The 23204-nt window shown below is 67.9% G+C and carries 19 protein-coding genes; 6 read left to right on the forward strand and 13 right to left on the reverse strand.

What is annotated here, in order from left to right; translation table 11 throughout:
- Positions 1-55 precede the first annotated feature (55 nt).
- The 4 genes from EV652_RS21810 to EV652_RS21825 form a co-directional block, all read right to left on the reverse strand.
- On the reverse strand, positions 56-559 hold the full coding sequence (locus EV652_RS21810) for an AAA family ATPase (RefSeq protein ID WP_132211032.1): 504 nt from the start codon (positions 557-559) through the stop codon (positions 56-58).
- A 787-nt stretch (positions 560-1346) separates the two neighbouring features.
- Positions 1347-3431: an HNH endonuclease signature motif containing protein gene (locus EV652_RS45360; RefSeq protein ID WP_242001908.1), complete on the reverse strand. Its 2085-nt coding sequence runs from the start codon at positions 3429-3431 to the stop codon at positions 1347-1349.
- 166 nt (positions 3432-3597) lie between these two features.
- Positions 3598-4839: an MFS transporter gene (locus tag EV652_RS21820; protein WP_242001909.1), complete on the reverse strand. Its 1242-nt coding sequence runs from the start codon at positions 4837-4839 to the stop codon at positions 3598-3600.
- Between the two features lie 452 nt (positions 4840-5291).
- Complete coding sequence (locus EV652_RS21825) at positions 5292-6689, reverse strand: alpha/beta fold hydrolase (RefSeq protein WP_158441216.1); 1398 nt, start codon at positions 6687-6689, stop codon at positions 5292-5294.
- Between the two features lie 100 nt (positions 6690-6789).
- Between EV652_RS21825 and EV652_RS21830 the strand changes: the two genes are divergently transcribed.
- From EV652_RS21830 to EV652_RS21840, 3 genes are all read left to right on the forward strand, one after another.
- On the forward strand, positions 6790-7908 hold the full coding sequence (locus EV652_RS21830) for a sensor histidine kinase (RefSeq protein ID WP_132211034.1): 1119 nt from the start codon (positions 6790-6792) through the stop codon (positions 7906-7908).
- The gene (locus EV652_RS21835) at positions 7905-8576 is read left to right on the forward strand and encodes a response regulator (protein ID WP_132211035.1); all 672 of its coding nucleotides are present in this window, start codon (positions 7905-7907) and stop codon (positions 8574-8576) included. Before EV652_RS21830 ends, EV652_RS21835 begins: the two co-directional genes overlap by 4 nt.
- Before the next feature lie 127 nt (positions 8577-8703).
- Positions 8704-9483, forward strand: a complete 780-nt coding sequence (locus EV652_RS21840; RefSeq protein ID WP_132211036.1) for an SDR family NAD(P)-dependent oxidoreductase — start codon at positions 8704-8706, stop codon at positions 9481-9483.
- Here the strand turns inward: EV652_RS21840 and EV652_RS21845 are convergent.
- Positions 9480-10997, reverse strand: a complete 1518-nt coding sequence (locus EV652_RS21845; RefSeq protein WP_132211037.1) for a WD40 repeat domain-containing protein — start codon at positions 10995-10997, stop codon at positions 9480-9482. The genes EV652_RS21840 and EV652_RS21845 overlap by 4 nt on opposite strands.
- 173 nt (positions 10998-11170) lie before the next feature.
- On the opposite strand from EV652_RS21845, the gene EV652_RS21850 reads away from it, so the two are divergent.
- The gene (locus tag EV652_RS21850; RefSeq protein ID WP_132211038.1) at positions 11171-11749 is read left to right on the forward strand and encodes a nicotinamidase; all 579 of its coding nucleotides are present in this window, start codon (positions 11171-11173) and stop codon (positions 11747-11749) included.
- Here the strand turns inward: EV652_RS21850 and EV652_RS21855 are convergent.
- From EV652_RS21855 to EV652_RS21870, 4 genes are all read right to left on the reverse strand, one after another.
- A complete protein-coding gene (locus EV652_RS21855) occupies positions 11742-13274 on the reverse strand; it encodes an AbgT family transporter (protein WP_132211039.1) in 1533 nt (510 codons plus the stop codon). The two genes, EV652_RS21850 and EV652_RS21855, sit on opposite strands and share 8 nt — an antisense overlap.
- Position 13275: 1 nt before the next feature.
- Positions 13276-14196, reverse strand: a complete 921-nt coding sequence (locus tag EV652_RS21860; protein WP_132211040.1) for a CE1 family esterase — start codon at positions 14194-14196, stop codon at positions 13276-13278.
- An 84-nt stretch (positions 14197-14280) separates the two neighbouring features.
- Positions 14281-15039, reverse strand: coding sequence for a creatininase family protein (locus EV652_RS21865; RefSeq protein ID WP_132211041.1), 759 nt, complete (start codon positions 15037-15039; stop codon positions 14281-14283).
- A 32-nt stretch (positions 15040-15071) separates the two neighbouring features.
- Positions 15072-15767 carry a FadR/GntR family transcriptional regulator gene (locus tag EV652_RS21870; RefSeq protein ID WP_242001910.1) on the reverse strand — a complete coding sequence of 232 codons (696 nt, stop codon included), beginning with the start codon at positions 15765-15767 and terminating at the stop codon, positions 15072-15074.
- Positions 15768-15863: 96 nt separating this feature from the next.
- Between EV652_RS21870 and EV652_RS21875 the strand changes: the two genes are divergently transcribed.
- Complete coding sequence (locus tag EV652_RS21875; protein ID WP_132211042.1) at positions 15864-16913, forward strand: hypothetical protein; 1050 nt, start codon at positions 15864-15866, stop codon at positions 16911-16913.
- Here the strand turns inward: EV652_RS21875 and EV652_RS21880 are convergent.
- The 3 genes from EV652_RS21880 to EV652_RS21890 form a co-directional block, all read right to left on the reverse strand.
- On the reverse strand, positions 16867-17700 hold the full coding sequence (locus EV652_RS21880; RefSeq protein ID WP_132211043.1) for a hypothetical protein: 834 nt from the start codon (positions 17698-17700) through the stop codon (positions 16867-16869). The two genes, EV652_RS21875 and EV652_RS21880, sit on opposite strands and share 47 nt — an antisense overlap.
- Positions 17697-18242, reverse strand: a complete 546-nt coding sequence (locus EV652_RS21885) for an RNA polymerase sigma factor (protein WP_132211044.1) — start codon at positions 18240-18242, stop codon at positions 17697-17699. Before EV652_RS21885 ends, EV652_RS21880 begins: the two co-directional genes overlap by 4 nt.
- A gap of 87 nt (positions 18243-18329) precedes the next feature.
- Positions 18330-20153 carry a bifunctional metallophosphatase/5'-nucleotidase gene (locus EV652_RS21890; RefSeq protein ID WP_199238327.1) on the reverse strand — a complete coding sequence of 608 codons (1824 nt, stop codon included), beginning with the start codon at positions 20151-20153 and terminating at the stop codon, positions 18330-18332.
- Between the two features lie 139 nt (positions 20154-20292).
- Here EV652_RS21890 and EV652_RS21895 point away from each other — a divergent pair, with 139 nt between their 5' ends.
- Positions 20293-21090, forward strand: a complete 798-nt coding sequence (locus tag EV652_RS21895; RefSeq protein ID WP_132211046.1) for a polysaccharide deacetylase family protein — start codon at positions 20293-20295, stop codon at positions 21088-21090.
- Here the strand turns inward: EV652_RS21895 and EV652_RS21900 are convergent, their stop codons facing one another.
- Positions 21091-23184, reverse strand: coding sequence for a KAP family P-loop NTPase fold protein (locus tag EV652_RS21900; RefSeq protein ID WP_132211047.1), 2094 nt, complete (start codon positions 23182-23184; stop codon positions 21091-21093).
- Between the last annotated feature and the right edge of the window lie 20 nt (positions 23185-23204).

The following is a 23204-nucleotide window of genomic DNA, read 5'->3' on the forward strand; positions in this document are numbered from 1 at the left end:
AACGGACGACGCCGGGCTCAGCGGACGACGCCGGGCTCAGCGGATGACGCGGGGGTCAGCGGATGACGCCGGCGAACTGGACGATCGCCGCGGCCACCTGGTCGAGTGGGGCGGCCCCGTCGAGCTCGAGATCCGCGGTGGCTCGGAGCAGTGGCTCGACCGTCTCCTTGAACTCGAGGCTTCGGGCCAGCTCCTCCGGATGCTTGCCGTAGCTGTTCGTTGTTCGATGAGCGAGGCGTTCGGCCATCACATCGGCCGCCACACTCAGCAGCACGACGCCGTCGAAGCGGTCCCTGAACTTCCCCAGATTCGACGCACATCCGCTAACGAACAGCACCCCGTGCCCGTCCTCGGCCAGCAACTCCCGGACCCGATCCTCCCGCCATACCCAGTCCTTCCCCGGCTGCAGTGGCGACGGGCCTTCACCATCCGCGCTGTCCACCCACTCCGACCACTCAGACGAATCGAGATCGACCGCCCGATAGCCCGACCCGGCCAGCCGTTCCACCGCCGTCGACTTGCCAACGCCTGATACGCCCGTCACCAGGATTCGCCTCATCGCGCCAGGCTACGACCCAACCGTGCCAACGAAGACAGCCCCAGCGAGACCGAGTGGGACCCACCAATCAGCTGAGACCTCGCCGGCTGAGCGACACGGGCCGAGGGCTCACCGACAGCCGCTGGCAGTCCACACGACCCGATCCGCTGACGACTCACCGGCCAACGACACGGAGCGAGCGGTCACCAGCGCCGCTGGCGGTCCACACACCCGATCGGCTGAGGGCTTACCGGCCAGCGATACGGAGCCAGGGCTCACCGACTGCCGCTGATGGTCCACACGACCCGACCGGCTGAAGTCTTGCCGACGAGCAGTACGAGGCGAGGGCTCAGCGGCAGCCGCTGGCGGTCCACACGACCTGACCGGTCGACGGCGCACCGGCCAGCGACACAGAGCCAGGGCTCACCGACTGCCGCCAGCGGTCCGCACCACCCGATCGGCTGAGGGCTAACCGGCCACCGATACGAGGCGAGGAGTCACCCGCCGCCGGTAGTGGTCCACACGACCTGATCGGCTGAGGGCTTGGCGGCTGGGCGGTACGGGGCGAGGGGTCACCGGCTGCCGTTGGCGGTCCACACGACCCGACCGGCTGACGGCTTACCGGCCAGCGATACCAAGCCTGGAGTCACCGACAGCCGCTGGCGATCCACACGGCCCGATCGGCTGAGAGCTTCCCGGCTGGGCGATACGGAGCCAGGGTTCACCCTCCGCCGGTGGTGGTCCGGACGACTTGATCGGTTGAGGGCTTGGAGAGGGGCTCGTCGCTCCAGGGGTTGTATGGAGGGGATCACAGCGGACTGGGGCCAGGTTCGGTGGGTGGGGTGGGGTCGCCCCAGATTGCCTGGCGGGCGGCGTCTGGTGTGGTTTCGCGGTGTCGGGTGGTGGTGGGCGTCCAGGGGCGTGCGGCGGTGTCTGGGGAGTTGTTGGTTGGGTCGTGGTGGTGAGGTGGTCTGTATTTGTTGGGTGGGATGGGGTCGGGGTTGGCCCAGCCGGGGCGGGTGACGTGGACGACGTGGTCGATGATTTGGATGTGCCAGTGGCCGGTGTGGAGGTCGATGTGGTGGCGTTTGCAGAGTAGGACGAGGTTGGAGACGCAGGTGGTCCCGCCGTCGATCCAGTGCACGAGGTGGTGGGCTTCGCATTGGATGGGTGGGGCGCCGCAGACGACGCAGCCGCGGTCGCGGGCGTTGAGTGCGAGTCGCATGGGTGCGGTGATGAGGCGTTTGGTGGTGCCGACGTCGAGGGGTTGGGATTTGGTGCCGAGGACGACGGGGATGGCTTGGGCGTCGCAGGCCAGGCGGCGGACGGCGGCTGCGGACAGGTCGTCGCCGAAGACGGTCTGGCCGGTCGCGTCGGCGGTGGCGGCTTTGAGGGCGTGGTAGTCGATGGTGATGGTGAGGTGGGCTTTCGGGCCGTGCCCGGGAATGTATTGGCCGAACCTGTCTTGACTTGACGCATCTCGACTCGACCCGTCGTGAGTCGATGCCTCGTGACTGGGCGCTTCGTGACTGGGCGCTTCGTGACTGGGCGCTTCGTGACTGGGCGCTTCGTGACTGGGCGCATCGTGAGCGGGCGCATCGTGAGCGGCAGGGCTGTCGACCGGTGGCAGGTCTCCACGGGCGCGCTGGTCGGAGTTGCCAGCGGTGCTGGAGCTGTCGCGATGTCCAGGAGGTCCATCCGTGCGGGCGTTTGCGCCGGTCGAGGTGCTGGGGCGGATGGGTTCGCCGAGGTGGCTGGCCGAGTCGTGATCGTCCCTCGGCTCGCCGACTGTAGGGCGGTCGGCGGGGAAGGTATTTCCCGTGCCGCGGTCGCCGGCGGCATTCGCCGTGCTGCGGTCACCGGGGGCCGCGGCACTGCGGTTGGCGGTGGTGCCGGTCGTGCTGTGGTTGCCGCCGGTGCTGGTCGTCGTACCGCGGCCAGCGGTGCTGGTTGTCGTGCTGGTCGCGGTGGTGTGGGTGATGGTGGCTGCGGTGTTGAGGAGGGTGGTTAGGGCGTCGGCTTGGCGTTTGTCGCGGGGGCGGGGGTCGGGGTGGCCGTCGATGGTTTTGTGGGGTTTGGCGCCGCTGTGGATGAGGGTGCGGAGGAGTTCGGCGTTTTCGTTGGCCAGGTAGCCGCCGAACTTGACGCCGTTGTCGGCGGGTTTGAGGGTCAGGGATTCGCGGTGGTAGGCGCGGTTTTCGTCGGGTTCGGGGCCGTCGGGGTCGAGGATGTTGCGCATGCGGTGGGCGGCGTGGCGGAGTTGGCTGGGGGTGAAGGTGCGGGCCAGGTTGATGAGTTGGCGTTCGGCGGCGTCAAGGTTCTCCACCGGGACAGTGTCGGGGACCCGTTCCAGGGCGGACACGATGGCAGCCGCCTGGGCGGGGTGCATCGGGCGACCCCGTTCGGTCTGCTTGTTGCTGTCGGCCCCATCGACCGTGCCGCCGTCATCGTCCTGGTCGGCGTCAACGGCCTGGTCGGCGTCAACGGCCTGGTCGGTGCCATCGGCACGGTCGGCGTCATCGGCCTGGCCGGGATCATCGCTCTGGTCGGTGTCGTCGGGGTCGGGGTTGGCGGGTACGTCGGCGGTGGGCGGCCCGGGGAATGGGGTGGCGGGGTCGGGGAGGGCGGCGGCGATGGCCTGGTACTTGGCCAGGGATTTGGCGAGGCGAAGGTCGCGGCGTGCCTCGACTGCGTCGACGCGGTAGCGCGTGGACAGGAACCGGGCGGTGTCGCCGGCGCCGATGTCGTTGGCGTAGCCGGAGGCGTCGAGGTCGCCGACGAGGTGGAGGTAGTAGGTCTTCAACCTGTTGATCTCGGCGACGGCCGCGTCGAGGCGCGACAGCTTCTCGCTGCCGGTCATCGACCAGGCGGGTCGTTCGCCGAGGATCTCCATGGCGACCACCCTAGGCATCCCCACCGACAGTTCTCAAACCAGGAATCCCGTTATTTTTAAGGGATTTCTGTCCACAGATACTGTCCCCAGGTTGTCCACAGAACACAAGATCCGTGCGCAACTGGTGCCGATTGATGTAGGCCGGCAGAAGGAGACACCCGGGGCGTCAGGAGCACGAGGGGAGGCGACTGCCCAACCGCCGCAGCGGGGAGAGAGACAGGCTCAGCGGAGAGAGGAACAGACCTGCGATGGCGACGGTCAGGGCGAGACGGATCCCCATGAGTCCGGCAGCAAGTCCCCCGAGCAAGGCGCCGAGAGGCGTCAGGCCCAGGCCCAGGAAGTTGATGGTGGCAACGACTCTGCCTTGGATCGCCTGCGGTGTGACCGCCTGGCGGATGGCCATGACGGCGACGTCGACGGTCTGGCTGAAGACGCCGTACAGGAAGTTGATCGCGATCAGCGCGGCGATCGTCGCGGCACCGGAGCCGTGGAGGAACGACGTGCAGAGCATCACCAGGTCGGAGATGAGTGCGGCGAACACGACCACGCGGCCGTAGCCGAACCAGCGGGGCATCCAGCCGGAGAGCAGTGAGCCGACCAACGCACCCGGCCCGAACGCGGCCAGGACGATACCCATGGCAGCGCCAGGCAACTCCAGCGAGCGGGACAGGAACAGGAGATACACGGTCATCAGGGCGGTGAAGAAGAACTGGTAGACGCAGGTCGCGATCGCCACCGCCCGGAGCGAACCATCGTCCACCACCACCTTCAGCCCATCCCGGATCTGTCGCAGTACGCCGCCGGACGGAGCGACCGGAGCCGTGTCGAGGCCGCGGATGCGCCAGATCGACAGGAACGAGATCACGAAGAAGAAGGCACTGGCCAGTACGGCGAAAGGTGCTGTCAGCAACGACACGAGGCCGCCGCCGAGCGCGGGTCCGGAGATCTGTGCGGCCGACTTGCTGCTCTCCAGGATGCTGTTGCCTTGCGCAAGCTGATCGCGTCGGACGAGTCGCGGGAACGATGCCTGGTACGCGACGTCGAAGCACACGCTGAACACTCCGCTGACGAAGGCAACGACGTACAGGAAGGGCAGTCCGAGCGTCCACGCGATCGGGACGAGCCCGAGCAGGACGGCTCGGCCGAAGTCGGCGTACACCATCATGGTGCGGGCTCGCCAGCGGTCGACCAGTACGCCGACGAACAGTGAGAACAACAGGATCGGTAATTGCTGCGCGGCCCGGAGTCCACCCAGCTGCGCGGCGCCGGCACCGAGCGAGACGACCGCGACCAGCGGCAACGTCACCTGGCTGGCATGAGTGGCGAGCAACGAGGCGCTCTGACCGATCCAGAGCATGAGGAAATCACGATCCGCCCACAGGCTGGGCGCGCGCGACGACAGCGACACGAGGAGTCCTTCGAGACAGCCCGAATCCGGGCAGGAGAAACCGTGCCGCTACACCGAAAGCAGCACGCGATGACAGTTCAGGTCAGCGCGTGCCCGATTGACCGGGCATCCCCAACTCCTACAAGGTCTCGACTCCCCCGCACCATAACTACACCGGCCCAATCCGGCCAAGCGGATTGTTCGACCACCACATCCCGGAAGCCTTGCTGCCCTGCTCCGCCAGTGGCAGCCGCCCGTGGAAAACGAACCAGCGTGTTTCGGTGGTGCAGGAAGGGGTTCGGGGTGAGTGTTGCGGTGCTGGTTTCATTTCCGGTGGAGAGTCTGGCGACTGCGCAGAGCCTTGGGCGGTCTCTGGTCGAGCGCGGTTGGGCCTCCGGGGCGGGTCGACTCGATTCCTGAGGCTGGTGTCAGGTTCGGCGCTCGCCGTGGAGGCGGAACTCGCGCACCCATGGTCAGCAGCGAGTGCCGGGAGCCGGGACCACCACGCCGTCGGCCAGATAGGCGTCGATCTTCGTCCGGGCGCACTCGTTCGACAGGTAGAGCGTGTGCCCCGGCCCGTCGTGGTAGATCGAGCCGCTGCCGGGCACCTGCGCGATCACCCGCGACGCCGAGTCGAACTCGCTCCAATTGCCCGCCATCACCAACGGCGGCAGACCCATCGGCAGTGCGGCCGGCTGGTTCTGCACCGGGATCGGCCAGCCGACGCATGACAGCATGGCGTACGCGATCGTCCCAGCGAGGCCCGTGTACGGCGCTGCCGCCTCCATCCGCCGTACCTGCCGCTGAAGCTCACGCTGGTTGGCCGGGTGGGGCCAGTCGGTGCACTCGACGACGCCAGGCGAGGGCGCGGCCGGAAACGGCTGGTTGGGCGGCGCAGGCGTGAACCCGGAAGCGTCGCCAGCCGCGGCCTTCTTGATCGCTTCAGCCAGTCGCCCGTACGACGCCGGCCCGCCACGCGCGAGGTATAGCCCGAGCTTGCGGATCTCGTTCCCGTCGTACGTCGTACTGCCCGCCGGAAGCGGATCGCGGTTCGCCCGAGCCACCACGCGTTTCCAAGTTGCCGGGTCAACCGAACAGGAAGCCTCGGTGCGGCACCAGTTGAAGAAGCGGACCATGAAGGTGTCGACGTCACGGGCCAGCTGGTTCAGCTCGCGATCCCAGTCGGCCGCGCTGTGGTTCCAGGTGCCGTCGAGGACAATCGTGCGGACTCGCTGCGGAAAGAGCCTGGCGTACGCCTGCGCCAGGAAGCCCCCGTACGACGCTCCGTAGAAGTTGACCTGTGATTCGCCGAGGGCCTTCCGGATCGCCTCCAGATCCCGGGCGTGACTGGCCGAGTCCATCGACGCGAACAGCTCTGGATCCTTGGCCTGACACTGCACCGCCGCCGCCCGGTTCGCAGCCGCGAGCCGATCGAAGGAGGCCTGATCGCGCGGCAGCCGCGGCAGGCGGACACCCTTCCACTCGCACGGCAGGTTCGTACTCAGCCCAGGCGTGTTCGGCCCGCCGCGCAGATCCCACGTGACGATGTCCATCTTCTGCCGCAGGCCCGCGAACGCCTGACCGCCGCCGTACGAGCGCATGAGGTCGATGCTGTTACCGGTCGGACCACCGAAGTTGACCGTCACCGAGCCCTGCGCCTTGGCGGCAGTTGACCGCAACCGGCCGAGCATCAGCGTGATCTGCCGACCGCCTGGCTTACCCCAGTCGACCGGGACCTGCAGCGACGCGCATTCGATGCCGACCGTGCCGGGACCGCCGGGGCACTCACCCCAATCCAGACTCGGCGCAGCCGAGGCGGGCACTGTGATCGCGTTCAGCGCGAGCGCGCCGATCGTGAGTAGTTTGAGCATGCCGCCCACGCTGTCGCGGATCAGCGAGGTGCACATCGGACGGCAGGCCGACAGACCTGGGTCCGATGTGACGAGGTGGCCGGTCGGTTAGGTTCGGTGGGTGACGGAGTCCGCGTTGACCCGGCGGCAGTTGATCGCCGCCGACTGCCTAGTAGCTGTCGTGTACGCCGTCCTGCTCGCGTTCATGACCCCCTCGGACCTGCCACCGTGGACCGTCCTCCTGACAGTAGCCCTCGCCATACCGGTCGCCGTACGACGGATCTGGCCACTGCCCGCCCTCGCGGCCGTGCTCGTCCTCTCAGTGGCGGCCGTCGCCATCCACGCACTCCGCGACCCACTACTCGCCGCTTCATACGTCCTGTACGTCGTCGGCCTCACGCGTGCGCCATCACCTCCCCCGGCAACCAGTCGCCTGATCAGCACGGCCGGCGCGACTGGTCTCGTCGTACTCCTCTTCGCCGTCACCACCGGAGGCTCGACGGAGGGCTCGACGGAGGTCGTGCTCGTGCTGTCCGGCATGGCCGGGATGTACGGCGCCTGGATGCTCGGTCGCGTAGTGAGGGACCGGCGAGCGGCCGCGATTCAGGCGGCGCGGGCCCTGGCCAAGCAGGCCGTATCGGACGAAAGGCTGCGGATCGCCCGGGAACTGCACGACATCGTTGCCCACAGCATGGGCCTGATCGCGGTCAAGGCCGGCGTCGCCAACCACGTCCTGCACGTCCGGCCGGAAGAGGTTTCCGACGCATTGTCGGTGATCGAGACCACGAGCCGCGACGCACTGGTCGAGCTACGCCACATGCTCAGCCTCCTGCGTACGATGGACGAACCGCCGACCGCCGGACTGTCCGCACTCCCCGAGTTGGCCGCGCGCATCGAGTCCACCGGCGTCCAGGTCGAGTTCGTCGTGGAGGTGACCGAGCCCATACCGGAGGCGGTCGGGCTGACAGTCCACCGCATCGTCCAGGAGTGTCTGACCAACGTCACCAGACACGCTCGAGCGAGTCGTTGCCGAGTGCACGTTTCTGGCGACGCGTACGCCGTCCAGGTGGAAGTGACCGACGACGGGGTGGGTGGGGCCGTCACCGAAGGGCATGGGTTGATCGGGATCAGGGAGAGGGTGAGCATGTACGACGGTTCGTTCCGGGCCGGGCCGCGATCTGGCCGCGGGTTCGAGGTCGTCGTACGACTGCCGTACCAGCGGGCCGGAGTGAGTGCGTGAGCGACATCCGCGTCCTGGTGGCAGACGATCAGGCGTTGTTGCGCGGCAGCTTCCGGGTGCTGATCGACACGACCCCCGGCCTCGTCACGGTCGGCGAGGCCGCGGACGGGGTGGAGGCGGTCGAACTCGCGCGGCGGGACCGGCCGGACGTCGTACTGATGGATGTCCGGATGCCGCGGCTCGACGGGATCGAGGCGACCCGGCAACTGTGCGCATCACCCGAGACGGATGGCGTACGCGTGCTGATCCTGACGATGTTCGATCTGGACGATTCCGTGTACGCCGCTCTGCGGGCCGGCGCGAGTGGATTCCTGCTGAAGGACGTACCGCCCGCGGAGTTGCTCCAGGCAATCAAAGTCGTCGCGGCCGGCGAAGGGCTGCTCGCCCCGTCCATCACCCGCCGGCTGATCGCGGAGTTCGCCCGCTTGGCCGAGCCCGGCCAGTCGCCGCTGCACGGGCTCGATGGAGTGACCGAGCGGGAGCGCGACGTGCTGTCGCTGATCGCGCGCGGCCTGTCCAACAAGGAGATCTGCGACCACCTGCACGTCGGCCACGGCACTGTGAAGACCCACATCGGCCACCTGCTCGCCAAAGTCCAGGCCCGCGACCGCGCCCAGTTGGTCATCGCAGCCTACGAATCAGGCCTGGTCCAACCGCGGCGGCGGTAGCGGCCCAACCCCGGTAATAGTCCGCTCACCAGGTGGATCCGACCGGCAGGAGAAAAGTTCACTTGCCTGGAGTTAGTTAGGCGGCTAAGTTTTGTGATTAGCCGACTAACTACATGAAGGGTACGCCATGGAACTGGGGTTGAGAGATGCGGCGGTGCTGGTGACCGGCGGGTCGTCGGGAATCGGGCGCGAGGCGGCGATCGGCTACGGACGCGAGGGCGCGAAGGTCGCGATCACGTACAACTCGCAGAAGGACGTGGCCGAGGGGGTGGCCGAGGAGATCGAGGCGGCCGGCGGTACGGCGTACGTCGTACCGATGGATCTGAACGAGCCGGAGACGATCGCGGCCGCCGTGGCCGCCGTGATCAGCTGGTGGGGCGGGCTGGATGTGGTGGTGGGGAACGCGGTCAACTGGGGCAACGCCGGGTTCCACGAGCGGCCGGTGAAGATCGAGGACGGGACCACCGACTGGTGGGTGCCGGTGATGCGGGCCAACCTCGAGGGCAACTACCACCTGGTGCAGCAGGCGGCGCCGGCATTGCGGCAGTCGGAGCACGGCCGGCTGGTCTTGATCTCGACCGACCTGGCCGAGCGCGGCATGGCCGGTGCCTGGCCGTACGCCGCCGCGAAGGCCGGGCTGCACGGCCTGGTCGCGAGTCTCCAGCACGATCTGGGCCAGGACGGCGTGCTGGTCAACGTCGTGATGCCCGGGATCACGCTGCAGAACGGCGAGCACCACGTGATCCCGAAGGCCGCGCTCGATCAGATCGCGACGACGTTCAGCGCGCGCAAACTGCCGGACACGACCGATGTCGCCGCCGCGATCCTGTTCCTCACCTCACCCCGGACCACCGCGATCCAGGGTGAGATCCTCCGCGTCACCGGCGGCCACCTGCTCCCGGCCTAACGGATCCGGACCGCGGCGACCGCGCTCTTCCTGACGTTGCGGCCATCGGTCACCTCGACGCGATAGGCGACCGACTGGCCGCTCGTCAGGCCGGAGTCGGCGAACGTCGTCACGGTCGGCTTCGTCCAGGAGTAGGAGTAGCGGGTCCAGCTCCCGACCTTCGTCTTGCCGCGGTACAACGTGTAGGTCAACGAGATGTTGTCCACGTCGACGACCGTCGGGAAGCTGACCGTCGCCCGGTGAACCCGCGTGCTGGACACCTTCGGTGCCGCGGGCAGACCCGGCCGGGCACCGCCGGGAGCGTTGGTGAACCGGGTCAGGCCTTGCTGCGGTACGCCGTTCACCTCGGTGAAGTCACCGCCCGCCCACAGGTCGTTGCCGCCGGACGCGAATGCCAGCGGACCGACCAGGGTCTCGCCGCCCGCATCGGTGTTCGGGTACCACGGGCCCAGCTTGCCGTTGAGCGCGCTGTGGACCAGCAGATGGTGCATACCGGTCTTGTCGGGGAAGCCGCCGTCCCGGCTGCAGTCGTGCGCGTGCGAACCCTTGTAGACCCAGTTGCCCATCGCCTTGACCGCCTCGGTCGCGCCCAGGCACTTGCTCTGCCACAACAACTTGCCGGTCGTCGCATCGGCGGCGATCATGCCGTCGTAGCAGCCGGAACCGGAGCCCGCGTTGCCGGCGAAGACCTTGTTGCCGAGCGTGTCGATATCCTTGACCCGGCTGTCACAGTCGGGTGTCTTCGCCGGGATGACCGCGGCGGCCGGCATCGCGTAGGCGGCGCCGGTCGTGGTGTTCACCATCGCCAGTGCATGATGCGGCTCGCCCTGCAAGGTCTCGAAGCCGCCGCCGACGAAGACGCGCTTGCTGTCGTCCGACACGTCGATCGCGTGCACGTCGTCGTCCGCGTCCGGGTCCCAGGGCAGGAGTACCCCGGTGTTCAGGGTGACCGCGGCCAGGCGGTTGCGGACCGCCCTGTCCACCTTGCCGAACGAGCCGCCCAGGTAGACGGTGTTGCCGGTGATCGCCAGCGCCGCGACCCGGAAGTTGACCGCGGGATCCCAGCCGGCCACGAGGCCGCCGGTGGCGACACTGAACAGCGCGACGCGCTTGCGCGACTGGCCGTTGACGCTGGTGAAGTCTCCACCGATCACGACCCACTTGCCGTCCGGGCTGGTGGCGATACTCCAGACGGAGCCGTTGAGCTTCGGCGCGAACCTCGTCGGCGCACCGGTGCTCCGGTTGAACGCCGCAAGGTAGGTCCGGGCCGCGTCGCCCTGACCCACCGCATTGCCGGGCGGCCGGATCCGGGTGAACAGACCGCCGGCGAACACGGTGTTTCCGGCCACCGCGACCGCATTCACGCTGTCGTTGGTCTGCCACGACACCTGCTTGACCGCGGACACGGCCGAGCCGAATCCGGGCGTTGCCGCCTCGACCGGCCGGCCGGATGGCACCAGCGCCGCCGCGACCACGGCCGCGGCGGTGACCACCGCCAGAACTGCCTTCTTCATCAACAATCCCCCGCCTCGCCACCCGTGATTTCAAGCGCTGTGACTATGTGCCACCACACGATAACTGTCAGCTCAGGCCGAGTCGAAAGCGGACCCCGCCGCGCGCGCTCGGCGTGCACAAGCGGTCACGCTTGTACCGTGGGCACAGGGACACTGGGAGAAGGAGCGTCGCGATGGCCCGGGCACTGATCGTGGTGGACGTGCAGAACGACTTCTGCGAGGGCGGAAGCCTGGCCGTCAGCGGTGGAGCGGACGTGGCGTTCCGGATCGGCGAACTGCTGCACAAGTGGTACGAGGCCGACCCGGCGGACAAGCAGTACGAGTACGTCGTGGCCACCCGGGACCACCACATCGACCCGGGCGACCACTTCTCCGTCGAGCCCGACTTCGTCCACTCCTGGCCGCGGCACTGTGTCGCCGGCACCGACGGCGTCAGCTTCCACCCGAACATGGACCCCCAGCCGTTCGACGCGATCTTCGACAAGGGCGAGTACGCGGCCGCCTACTCGGGCTTCGAAGGCAAGTCCCACGGGGACGGCCGCACGCTCGCCGACTGGTTGCGCGAGAACGGTGTCACCGACGTCGACGTGTGCGGTATCGCCACCGACTACTGCGTCCGCGCGACCGCCCTCGACGCCCGGGAGGCAGGCTTCGGTACGACGGTCCTGACCGGGCTGACCGCGGGTGTCGCCCAGGGGACCACCGAGCAGGCCCTGTCCGAGCTGCGCGCCGCCGGGGTCACCGTCACCTGACCGGAGCCCCCGGGCCGAGCGGGATCCCCAGCGCCCACCAGGCCAGGAACAGCAGCGTCCAGGCGATCGTCATCGACACCGCCAACGGGACCGTGTACGACGCCAGCGTCCCCACGCCGGCGTCCTTGCGGTAACGCTGCAGGAACCCGAGCGCCATCACGAAGTACGGGCTCATCGGCGTGATCGCGGTCGAGCCCGAGTCGGCGATCCGGAACAAGGCCTGGGTGGTCTCGGCCGGGACGCTCAGCAGCAGCATCATCGGCACCAGGATCGGCGCGGTCAGTGACCACATCGCCGACCCGCTCGTCACCAGCACGTTGATCAGCGTCAGCAGCACCAGGATGCCGAGGAAGATCACGATCGTCGGCGCGCCGAGGTCACCGAGCACCCGGGCCGACTCCGCCGACAGCAGGTCCCCGATCCGGCTCCAGGAGAAGTACGCCAGGAACTGCGCGATCGCGAAGAACAGCACCAGCACCGGCGCCATCTGCTTGATGCCTTCGGCCATCAGCCTCGGTACGTCGGCCGCCGTCTCGATCGCCTTCACGGTCACGCCGTACGTGATCCCGACCAACCCGAACAGTACGGCGACCACCATCGCGATACCGTCGAGGAACGGCGACTCGACGATGCTGCCGTTCTCTCCGCGCAGTGGTGAATTCTGCGGCACGAGTACGGCGACGATGGCGACGGCCGCGAGCAGGAACACGATCCCGGCACGGCGCAGACCGGTGCGCTCGGCCTCCGACAGCTTCAGCTGGTCCGGATCGTCACCAGGCGCGTCCGGATCGGCGTCGAGGTCGGTCCGCTTGCTCAGCACCAGCCTGGTCACCAGAGTGATCACCAGCGCGAGCAGCACCGACGAGGCGATGTTGAAGAACCAGTTCGACAGCGGCGAGACGTAGGCGTCCGGGTCGACCGTCCGGGCCGCCGCCGTGGTGATCCCGGCGAAGATCGCGTCGTTCGGGGTCGGGATCGGGCTGGCGTCGTACCCGGAGGCGATCGCGGTGTACGCGACCACGATGCCGAGGATCGGCGACCGGCCGACCGCGCGGAAGGCGAGCCCGCCGAGTGGCACCAGGATGATGTACGCCGCGGCCGACGCGACGTGCGCCATCGTGCCGGCGAACGCGACCGCGAACACCACCATCGACTGCGGCACCCGGGACACGCTCACCCGCATCAGTGCCTGCAGGAACCCGGTCCGCTCGGCCAGCGCGACCCCCATGATCACGACCACGATCGTCGCCATCGGCGGGAACTCGGCGAAGTTCGAGATCGCGGTCGACACCGCCATCTGCAGGCCGTCGCCGGACAGCAGGTTCTGCACCGCGACCGTCTTGCCGTCCTTCGGTGACACCACGGACACGTCCAGCGCGGCCAGGATCGCACTCACCACGGCGAGGATCGCGGACAGGATCCAGAACAACCAGAACGGATGCGGCAGCGCGTTGCCGACCCGCTCGATCACCGCCATCGCCCGGACCAGGCGTGGCAGTTCCTTCGTGTCGGTCGTCGTAGTCATGTCAGGTCCTCAGCTTGTGCGACCGGAAGAACGCACCGATCAACTCGTGCGCCTCGAACGTCTGGGTGACGTAGCCCGGCCCGGATGACGCATCGGACCCGGGCCACGAGTGCCCGCCATCAGTGACGGCAACATGGACGACATCCGCCTCGCAACCCTTGTAGAAGTACTTCAGTACGTCGTCGCCCTGCTGCGACACCACTGGGTCCGGCTTGCAGTGGTTGCGGACCGACCAGTCCCGGACCCAGGTCTGCACACTCGGCAGGTCGCGCTGACCGTCACCGCCGTACGGGATCGTGGTGTCGCCGGTGCCGTGAATGTCGAGCACGGGCACCGGCCGGCTCGGCGCGCACCGCTTGCCCTGCTGGTAGAACGCACCCGCCACCGGAGCGATCGCGGCGATCCGGTCGGCCATTTCACAGGCGAGGATCGCGGTGAACCCGGCCCCGTTCGACTTGCCGGTCGCGTAGACAGCCTTCGTGTCGACGCACAGCGAACCTTCCAGGGTGTCGAGCAGATCCGAGGTGAACTTGACGTCGTCGACCCCCTCGGCCGAGTACGGCGCTCCCTGCCACGCCTGCTTGTTCTCGTCACCGATCACACCGTTGGGGTAGGCAACGATCGCGTCGAGCTTCGACAGGTCCGAGAAGGCTTCCGTCTGCGCCCCGGTCTTGCCACGACCGTGGTACACGACGATCAGCGGGTACGCCGTTCGCACGTCGTACCGATCCGGGACATGCAGCCGGTAGGTGCGGGTGAGACCACCGCTGACCACCTCGTAGTCGCCGGTGGAGAGTGCTTGCTTACCGCAACCGGTACTGCGGGCGGCCGGAGCGACCGCGGTTGCCGACGGCAACCCGATCGTCAGCAGGCCGGCCGTGATGAAGAGTGCGCCGAGGGTTCTCGGGCGTGCGAGGTTCATCAGGGTGCCTCCTCAGGGGCAGGCGGCCTGCGGGCGGGCAGGCTCGCGCCTGGACCGGGCGGGGTCCAGTGTGAAGGGGATGTGTCAGGCCGAGAGCAGTTCGTCGGCGAAGGCGGCTATGCGGTCGGCGGCCGTCTCGACCAGGAGTCGGCCGTCCTCGGCAGTGGCACGGCGGGGGTCTCCCAGCACGCCACGCTTGTGATACGCGTCGAACCCGACGGACAGGCGCGGTCCACGCGCCTGCCGGGACAGCCGGGCCGGTGTGGTCAGTTCGTCGAGCCTGGTGGCGCCGGGTTCCAGGCCGTCGGCCTGGACGAGTTCCGGGGCCAGATACAGCATCTGGGCGGTCTCGGCCTCGCCGGCGTGCCCGTGGACCTCACTGACATCCACGATCAGGTCGGACACCACGGAGGTGATCGGTGTCCAGGCGAAGGTGAGATCCTCGCGCACGTACTCCTGCGCGAGCACGGACAGCGCGGCGTTGTTGCCGCCGTGCCCGGTGATGACCAGGAACTGCCGCCAGCCGTGCTCCCGCAGGCTGGCGACCACGTCCCGGATCACGTGCATGAAAGTTGCCGGGGACAACGTCACGGTCCCGGCGAAGGCCATGTGGTGCGGCGAGACGCCGTACGGGACGACCGGTGCGACGACGGCGGAACCGTCCAGCCGCTCGGCCACCAGCTCGGCGACCCCGACGGCCCGCACGGTGTCGGTGGACATCGCCATCCCGCCGCCATGCTGTTCCTGCGCTCCGACCGGAATGATCACCAGCGGCGACCGCAGGACGGCCTCGGCCGCCTCGTCGGTCGTCAGCTCCGCGAGTCTGCGGAAACTTTTCGCCACCTGGTGACGCTCTTCTTCCGGAGAGCGGCTGTTCACGGGAGCTCCGGGAAGTCGGCGGCCTCGACAGCCCGGCGGATGTTGTCCAGATGCTCCCGGGTCAGGCGTTCGGCCCGCTCCGGGTCCTGTGCCCGGACGGCCGCCGTGATCGCCTGATGCTCGGTGTGATCGCGCTCGCGGTTGTCGTAGAGCGCACGGATCTGCTGCTGCTCGCGGACCCGCACCTTCAGCAGCGAGGCCAGCACCTCTTCTAGCAACGGATTGCCAGAGGCGGCGGCCAGCTCGATGTGGAAGTTCAGCGCGAACGCGGGGCCGCCCGGTGGGACCAGCGCGTTGGTGACCGCCGCCTCGAGCCGCTCCAGGTTCTCCGGCTGCCGAGCGGTGGCGGACTGAGCGGCGATGGCCGGCTCGAGCACCAGGCGGGCGCTGATCAGCTGCAGCACCGACTCCTTGGTGATCGGCGGGCGGTGCGGGTTCGCCAGGACGACGTTGTTGATCGTCGGCCCGACGTACGTCCCGGAGCCGTGCCGGAACTCCACCGCCCCGGTCGCCTCCAGCTTGCGCAGCGCCTCCCGCACCGTCGGCGTCGTGATCGCGAACCGCTTGGCCAACTCCCGGGCCGACGGAATCGCGTCCCCAGGACCCAGTCCGCCGGCCCGGATGATCTCGAGAATCGACTCGGTCAACCGATCGGACAGGCTGGGTGGCGCCCCGCCAATTGAGTAACTCACAAACTGACTAAATCACTTAGCCTTTCCCGAGGTCAAGACCTCAGGCGAGTAGTTCTGCTCAGGCAGGTGGCCCGCAGCGGCCAATAGCGTGCTGCCGTGAAGCAACGCAGTCGGCCAGCGGCGGCCGCCCTCAGCGTCGTCACCGCCCTCGCAGTCGGCATCGGGGTCGGCGTGGTGACCGGAGTGATCGCGACAGCCGTGTCGTCGCGGGAGTGCTTGGCCGACGAGGATTGCCTGGCGTTCCTGACAGGCCTGGGGTACGGCGTGGTCGTGGGTGGGATCGCCGCGGCGATCACCGTTCTCGTCCTGTCGATCCGCCTGCAGGTCGGAGCGATCTTCGGTATCGGTGCCGCGGCAGCGCTGCTGTTGCTGGTTCGGGCGGCTTGGGGGCTGGGGCTGGGGCAGGCTCAACTGCTCGTCTTCCTGGCCGCGGTCGTGTTCGCCGGCGCCGCCGTCGTCAACAGCTGCTACCGGCCTGCGCCGTCCCAGCTCGCTGACCAGCCGGCCGGCGGCGAGCCCCGGCAGTGGAGTCGGCCGACGCTCGCCTCCGTCCTGATCGCGGTCTGCGCTGTGGTGATCGCCGGGCTTCCCGCCGGTTCGAAGCTGAGCACGGTGTGGTCGGAGCAGCAGCGGATCGAAGCCGTCTTCGAGCGACCGCTGCAGACCGACCTGGACGGCACGTGGCCGTACAGCGTGCGCTACTCCAGCACCGGCATCGACTACTCCGTGTTCGAGCCGACCTCCGGCGGTTCCCGGATCGCGGACATCGAGGTCAGCGTCCGCACCCTCGCGCCCGACCAAACGCCATGCACCGGCTTCGATGATCTGACCGAGGGCGCCGTCAGGCAGTGCGCGGAGCTCGAACCGAACCTGTGGCAGGCCCGTGGTGCGAACGGCGAGTCCCGGTACTTCGTCCACGCGGACGAACGCCAGTGGGCCTACGTCAGGTCCGAGACGTACGGCGGCGCTGCCGCCCAGCGGATGCACGACGCGAGAGCCGAGCAGATCGCTCGCTCCCTCGAGCCGCGATCCGCCTGGCCGCTGGCCGCGGACTCTGCCGAACTTGCCCGAGCTGATGATCAGCTCGGGCAACGCGCTGTCAGCGGTTGGTGGATGACACGAACAGGATGGCGTGATTGGTCGTGACCAGGGAGCCGCTCCGGACGAACCAGCCCGGCGGGACAGCCTTGCGCGACTGGCTCACGCCGCCGACCGTCACGCGGTACTCGGCCGTGTAGCCGCGCTTCTCGAGTACTTGCAGCACGGTGGCCACCGTCTGGCCGACGTACCTGACCCCCTGCAGCGGCTCACCGCGGCCGTCGATCGGGCCACTCTGGACGAGTCGCTCGCCCGGCTTGGCGGCCCGTCCGATGTACAGCTCGGCCTGACCCTTGTAGTTGACCGGGATGGTGAACTCGGGCACGCACGGGTAGCTCGGCGGGTTGTCACAACCTGCCGGGTAGACGGTCGTCTTGATGTTCCCCGAGCCGGCACCGAAGCCGGCCGCGGTGTGCTGACCGACGATGGACGGCGACGACGGGACCAGCTTGAGCTTGATGTCGAGGCCGTGCTCCTTGAACTCCTTGTTGAAGCGGGCCGAGTCGGCCTCGGGATCGACGACGCGGACCTTCAGGAACTTGCCTTCGGTGGTGAAGGACAGCGCCGGCCCGAGCGCCTCCTGCCGTGAGTCGCCCGGCAGCCGGACGACGGTGACCGCGACGGCTGCGATGACAGCGGCGGCAGCGAGTACCGGCACCAGCCGCCGGACTGCCCCGCGGGCCCGCCGAGCCTGAGCACCGGCGCGAAATGGATCGGACGCTGTGATGCTGCCGAGCAGCTCCGTGCGAGTCGTCTCACCGACTGCAGCGGCCGGATCGTCACCGGCGGCGGGGTCGAGCTGCCGGAGCAGGTCAAGAGTGTCTGGCTTGCTCATGAGTGTTCTCCTCGCGCTGGAACGGCCGTCACTCGGCCGGAGGTGGAGCGGTCGATCAGCCGTTCGAGGCGGCGGCGAGCACGGTGCAGGCGTACGGCGGCCGTGCCGCGGGAACACCCGAGTGTCGTGGCGAGCTGCGCTGTGTCGAGGCCCTCCCACGCGACCAGCGACAGCAACTCCCGGTCGGCGTCGGACAGCTGCCGGAACGCCTCGGCGACGTACTGCAACTCAAAGGTCGGCTCGGATACCGCCGGCGTCGCCCGCAGGTCGTCACGCAACTTGTCCGCCAGTCCGTGCCGCCGCGTTTCACCTCGACGGTGGTTGGCCAGCACGCGCCGCGCGACGCCGTACAGCCAAGGCAGCGCCTGGTCCTTCGGTACGTCGTCCAGCCGTCGCCAGGCGACCAGGAACGTCTCGGCCACCAGGTCGGCCGCGTCCTCGCGGAGGTCGAGGCGCCGGACGACGTACCGCAGGACGGGGTCGTGGTGGCAGGTGAACAGGTTCTCGAAGCGGACCAGACGGTCCGGGGGAGATTCGGACATCGGTCTGACCTCCCCCGACCCCGAGCGGGTCATCGTGAGTGATCGCGTCATACCCCGGTTTGTGTCCGGGTACGGCGTTCGATTACATCAGGGGTTCACGATGATGGGGGCACCGCCGGAAACCAGGGACCAGTCGCCGGTGTGGAAGGCGGACGGGTCGACCGAACCGGTCGCGATCACGTAATCGATCATCAACTGCCGGATCTCGACCTGCCGGTTGTAGACGACCGGGGCCGTCTTGATGTGCGGGAAGTTGCCGCCGCCGGACTGGCGATAGTTGTTGACGGCCACGACGAACTGCTGGTCCGCAGCCACCGCGACCCCGTCGTACGCGAGGTCGGTGATCCGCGAACCGACCGGCTTCGCGATGTCGATCTTGTACGTGAGCGGCTTCGTCAGCCCACCGAGGATGTCGTAGTTGTAGTCCGGCGTCCCGATCGGCGCGGTCGGCGTCGGCGCGTTGGTGACCTGGTCGGAGGTGAACGGCCCGGTGCCGGTGATCTGCTTGAAGTACTGCGCGGAGAACTCCAGGTACTCGCGGATCTGCGTACCCGTCATCGTCACCGCGAGCAGCGTGTTGTCGAAGACGTACAGCCCGGCGACGTCGCGGATCGAGACGTCACCGGCCGGGATCGCGGCCGCCCGGTTGAACGGCGCCGCGATCGCCAGCACCGGCAGCGAGGCCTGCGGCGTACCGACCACGGCCTTCGCGACTGCGTCGGCCTGGATGAAGTTGACGAAGTCCAGCGCGGCCGTGTCCTCCCAGGGAGCGGTCGCGGCCGACATCGCCTCCGTGCAGGTGCCGATCTTGGAGTTGACGTACTCGATCACCGTGTCGTGGTCCTGCTGCAGTACGGCGACCACCTTCGGGTCGGCGTCGACGGTGTTGGCGTTCAGCACCTGGGCATGCCGGCCGACGACCTTCCACTGGCCGTGCTCCTTGCGCAGGTCGAGGTCGATCAGCGAGAGCCGCATCCCCCACTTGAGCGGCTCGGTCAGCACGGCCTGCTGGCCGGTCTCCTTGTTCGTCACCAACCGCTCGGGGATCTCCTGGTGCGCGTGTCCGACCAGGACGGCGTCGATCCCGGGGACGGTCTCGACCATCAGGGCCGAAGCGTTCTCGGGCACCGGCAGGGCGTCGCCGTACGACGAGGACAGGTCCATCCCGGAGTGCACGGAGACGATCACCACGTCGGCACCGGCCTTGCGGACCCGCGGTACCCAGACCTTCGCCAACTCGACGACGCCGCCGAACTTGATCTTGTTCTCGACCACGGCCTTGTCCCAGATCGCGATGCCCGGGTTGGTCAGCCCGAGGATGCCGACGGTGATCGGCTTCTCGCCCGGCACGTGCACCCGCTTCAGCACGTACGGCGGGAAGACCGGCAGACCGGTCGTCCAGTCCTCGGCGTTCGCCCCGAGCAGCGGGAAATCCAGTTGCCGCTGGAACTTCCGCAGGATGTCGAGGCCGTAGTTGAACTCGTGGTTGCCCAGGGCTGCGGCGTCGTACCCGATCTCATTCATCGCGGCGGCCATCGGGTGCAGGTGGCCGCCCGTACCGTTCTCACCGGTGATGGGCTCGATCCTGGCGAAGTAGTACGACAGCGGGGTGCCCTGGATAGTGTCGCCGGCGTCCAGCAGCAGTGGCCGCAGGGCGCGCTGGTCGGCGGCGATCCGGTCCCGGACCGCGGTGACCAGGGTGGAGATCTTTGCCAACCCGATGTCGTTGTGCGCGGCGTCGTCGTACTCGGCGTTCTTGAAGTAGTCCCAGTTGAAGACGTTGCCGTGCAGGTCGGTGGTGCCCATCACGGTCAGCCGGACGGTCTTCTCGCGTCCGGCGTACGCGGGAACTGTCTGGAAGCCGGCCGCGGCCAGCGCCGCCGCGCCGCCGATCACTGTTCGTCTCGTCATCGTCGTCCGCTCACCGCTCATTCGTCCGCCTCACCGGGTCGTCGCGGCCGGGATCACCGGCCTGGACCGCACACGATACGGCCGACACACCCCGACCCGATGCCCAGGTTGAACCGCAGGACACGAGAAGATGCCGCTCATGACCAAGCCGCCCGGCAAGCTTCTGCCGTTGGTCGCCGCCCTCCTCTGCGGTGCCGTCCTCGCCCAGGCCGCCGAACCGGCCGAAGACCCGATCACCAGTGCAGCCCCTGCCGTCAAGGCATCGGCGCATGCGCCGTTGGCCCTTCCGGCCGTCCATCAGCCGGCTCCGGCCGGGCCGCGCAAGCAACAACAACAGCAGCGCCCGCGGCAGCACCGTACGTCGACCACGGCCACGCCGGACGACTGGAACCTGACCAAACACGGCAAGGTCCTCTACCTGACCTTCGACGACGGTCCGCAGAAGGAATGGACACCGAAGGTCCTGCAGGTGCTGGCGAAACACCAGGCCAAGGCGACGTTCTTCGTCCTCGGCCGGGAGGCGGCCGCGCATCCCGACCTGGTCGCGCTCACCCGGGCCGCCGGTCACCGGATCGGCAACCACACCTGGGACCACAAGATGCTGACCACGCTCCCGGCGGCCAAGATGCGGCAGGAGATCCTGACCGGGGTGCGGTCGAAGTGCTTCCGGCCACCGTTCCGGGAGACGAACGCGCAAGTCGCGGCGGTGGCGGCGTCGTACCACCAGCGCCAGGTGCTGTGGGACGTCGACACGTTGGACTGGTCCAAGCCCGGTACGGCGAAGATCGAGCGAGCGATCCTGCAGGGAGCCCGCCCGGGCGCGATCATCCTGATGCACGACGGCGGCGGCAACCGCTCCGAAACCGTCGCGGCCCTGGACAGCGCCCTCACCCAACTGACCCGCCAGGGATACACCTTCCACGCCCTCCCGTGCTGACTACACGGGCGGTGGCTCCTCCTCACGCCTCAGCCTCCTGTCGCGCAAAGTTCGCAAGGAATACAGAACAGCGGCCCGTCGACCCTCCGCTGTGTTCGCGAAGTCCCGCTGCTCCAGACCGGCATCGTTCAGCGGCTCCGCATACTTCTCGATCAGGTAGTCAATTCCCAGAAGTCGCTCCACGTCTTCCTCGGGGAAGGAGTCGAGGACGGTCTCGGATCCACGCTCTTTGGTCGTGATCCACCAACCGGCAATATCCAGGTCATCCCATCCCCCATCGGACGTCGCCGACCGGACCCAGCTCCGGCAAGCGGGCGCATCGAGGTGGGCCCAGGCCATGACCAGATGCTTGACATCCAGTGGCGTCTCCAGAAAACCCTGGCCCAGCAGCTGCGAGCTGAACCGGTTGATCTTGTCGGCCAGCACGGAACGAGGAGAAGCATCGCGCAATCCCATCTGGCAACCAAAAAGCAGCCATCCGACCGCGTCGTCGAGACCGGAGACCAGGGACAGCAGATCTCCCTCGGACAGCTCCGCGGTAAATCGGCTGGCCAGATCGCAGTAGGTCCGGCGCCGGCCGGCGCCCTCCGACGACTCGTCGGACCCTTCGACGTACATGCCGCCCAGCAACGTGACCAGCGCCGACATGTTGTCCGGATCGGCTGAGCGGCGAAGCCAGATCTTCCGTGCGGCACGCGCCCGATCGACGTAGAGGTAGACCTTCAGCCGCCGCACCGAAGGATCGGACGGGTCCAGGTCACCCAGTTGGCTCAACGTTTCGGAGATCTCCGAGTCGGCCAGGTCGTCACCGGGGACACCGAAGGAGAAGTACCGATCGAAGTAGTCCGAGTGACCGACCCCTCTCCGCGCCGCCACCTCCGCCAGCATCCGGCTGTCGACACGCCCTTCCGACTTCATGGACGCCACGACGGGAAAGAGGGTCGCCAGCACCGCAACCAGCCCCTCGACGTCGGCCGGCTCCGAATCCGGCCTCGTCCCGGCCACCACATCGGCCCAGCGTGACCCATCGAACTCGACGCCGTGCATCGGCACGCGCACGGTGTCGATGGCAACCTCCGACCGCAGCCGAAACAACATGGAGTACAGCGGCGTTTCGAACGTCCGCAAGTAGGTCAGAACACAGAAATCAACGAAATCGACCTCATCGCGCACCGCGGAATACAGCGCATCGACCTGCGCGAGATAGCGATTGATCGATCGTGGCGTCACCAGCCTGCTCGACAGCCCGTTCTCGTAGGCTCCGACGAAGCGTGAGTCGGGGCCGAGATCAACGGTCAGACCAAGATCGTCGGCCAGTTGCTCCAATCTCGAGAGGAGAAACCTCTTGGCCTGCACGGCCCGGAGCGGAGGGATGTCCAGTCGGACCTGGACCATCTTCTCCAGATAGTCGCGCGCACGATCCGCGCTGCCACCACACAGTTCGGTGAGTGACAGTACGTCGATGAGAGTCTTCTCGTCATAGGCCAGTAGGTAATAGACGTACGGAAGGCGGCCAAGGAATCTCACCAGCTTGAAAACGAGGAGGAGCTCGGCCGGCGACAGCCTGTCCAAGTCATCGAGTACCACCAGGATCGGCTGGGCCGTGGACCGGAGCGTCTCCTCCAACTTACGCCGTTCAGCGCTCGCGCTGCCGTCTCCTGTAACCCATTGGGCGACCGCCGACAGCGCTGACTCCGCATCGATACCGACCAGACCTCCGAGCTTGCCCACCGGGCTGATCCGCTCGACAAACCCGCCGATCTTCTTGCGAATCTCCTTTGGCTGCTCGGATTCCGGCAACGCCGCCGACAGCTCCGAGAAGAAGCCGAGGAGCATCGAATCCAGGTCGGAGTACGCCCACGGGTTGAACTCCGCCACGCTCCAGTTCTCGTCCTCGCGGAGCAGGGTCAGGCAGGTGGCGAGGATCGATGACTTACCTGAGCCCCACGGCCCGATGATCGCCAGGACACTGGAGTCGCTTTCTGCTGACACCTTTCCGAGCAGCCGGACGAGATGTCCCGAGTACTCACGTCGCTCGAGCTCGTCCGAACTGCCGTCGGCACCATCCACCGGATCGTCCGAGAAGAAGCCCATTCACGCCCCCGCTCCCCTGG

The sequence above is a fragment of the Kribbella steppae genome (assembly GCF_004342025.1).
Taxonomy (GTDB): domain Bacteria; phylum Actinomycetota; class Actinomycetes; order Propionibacteriales; family Kribbellaceae; genus Kribbella; species Kribbella steppae.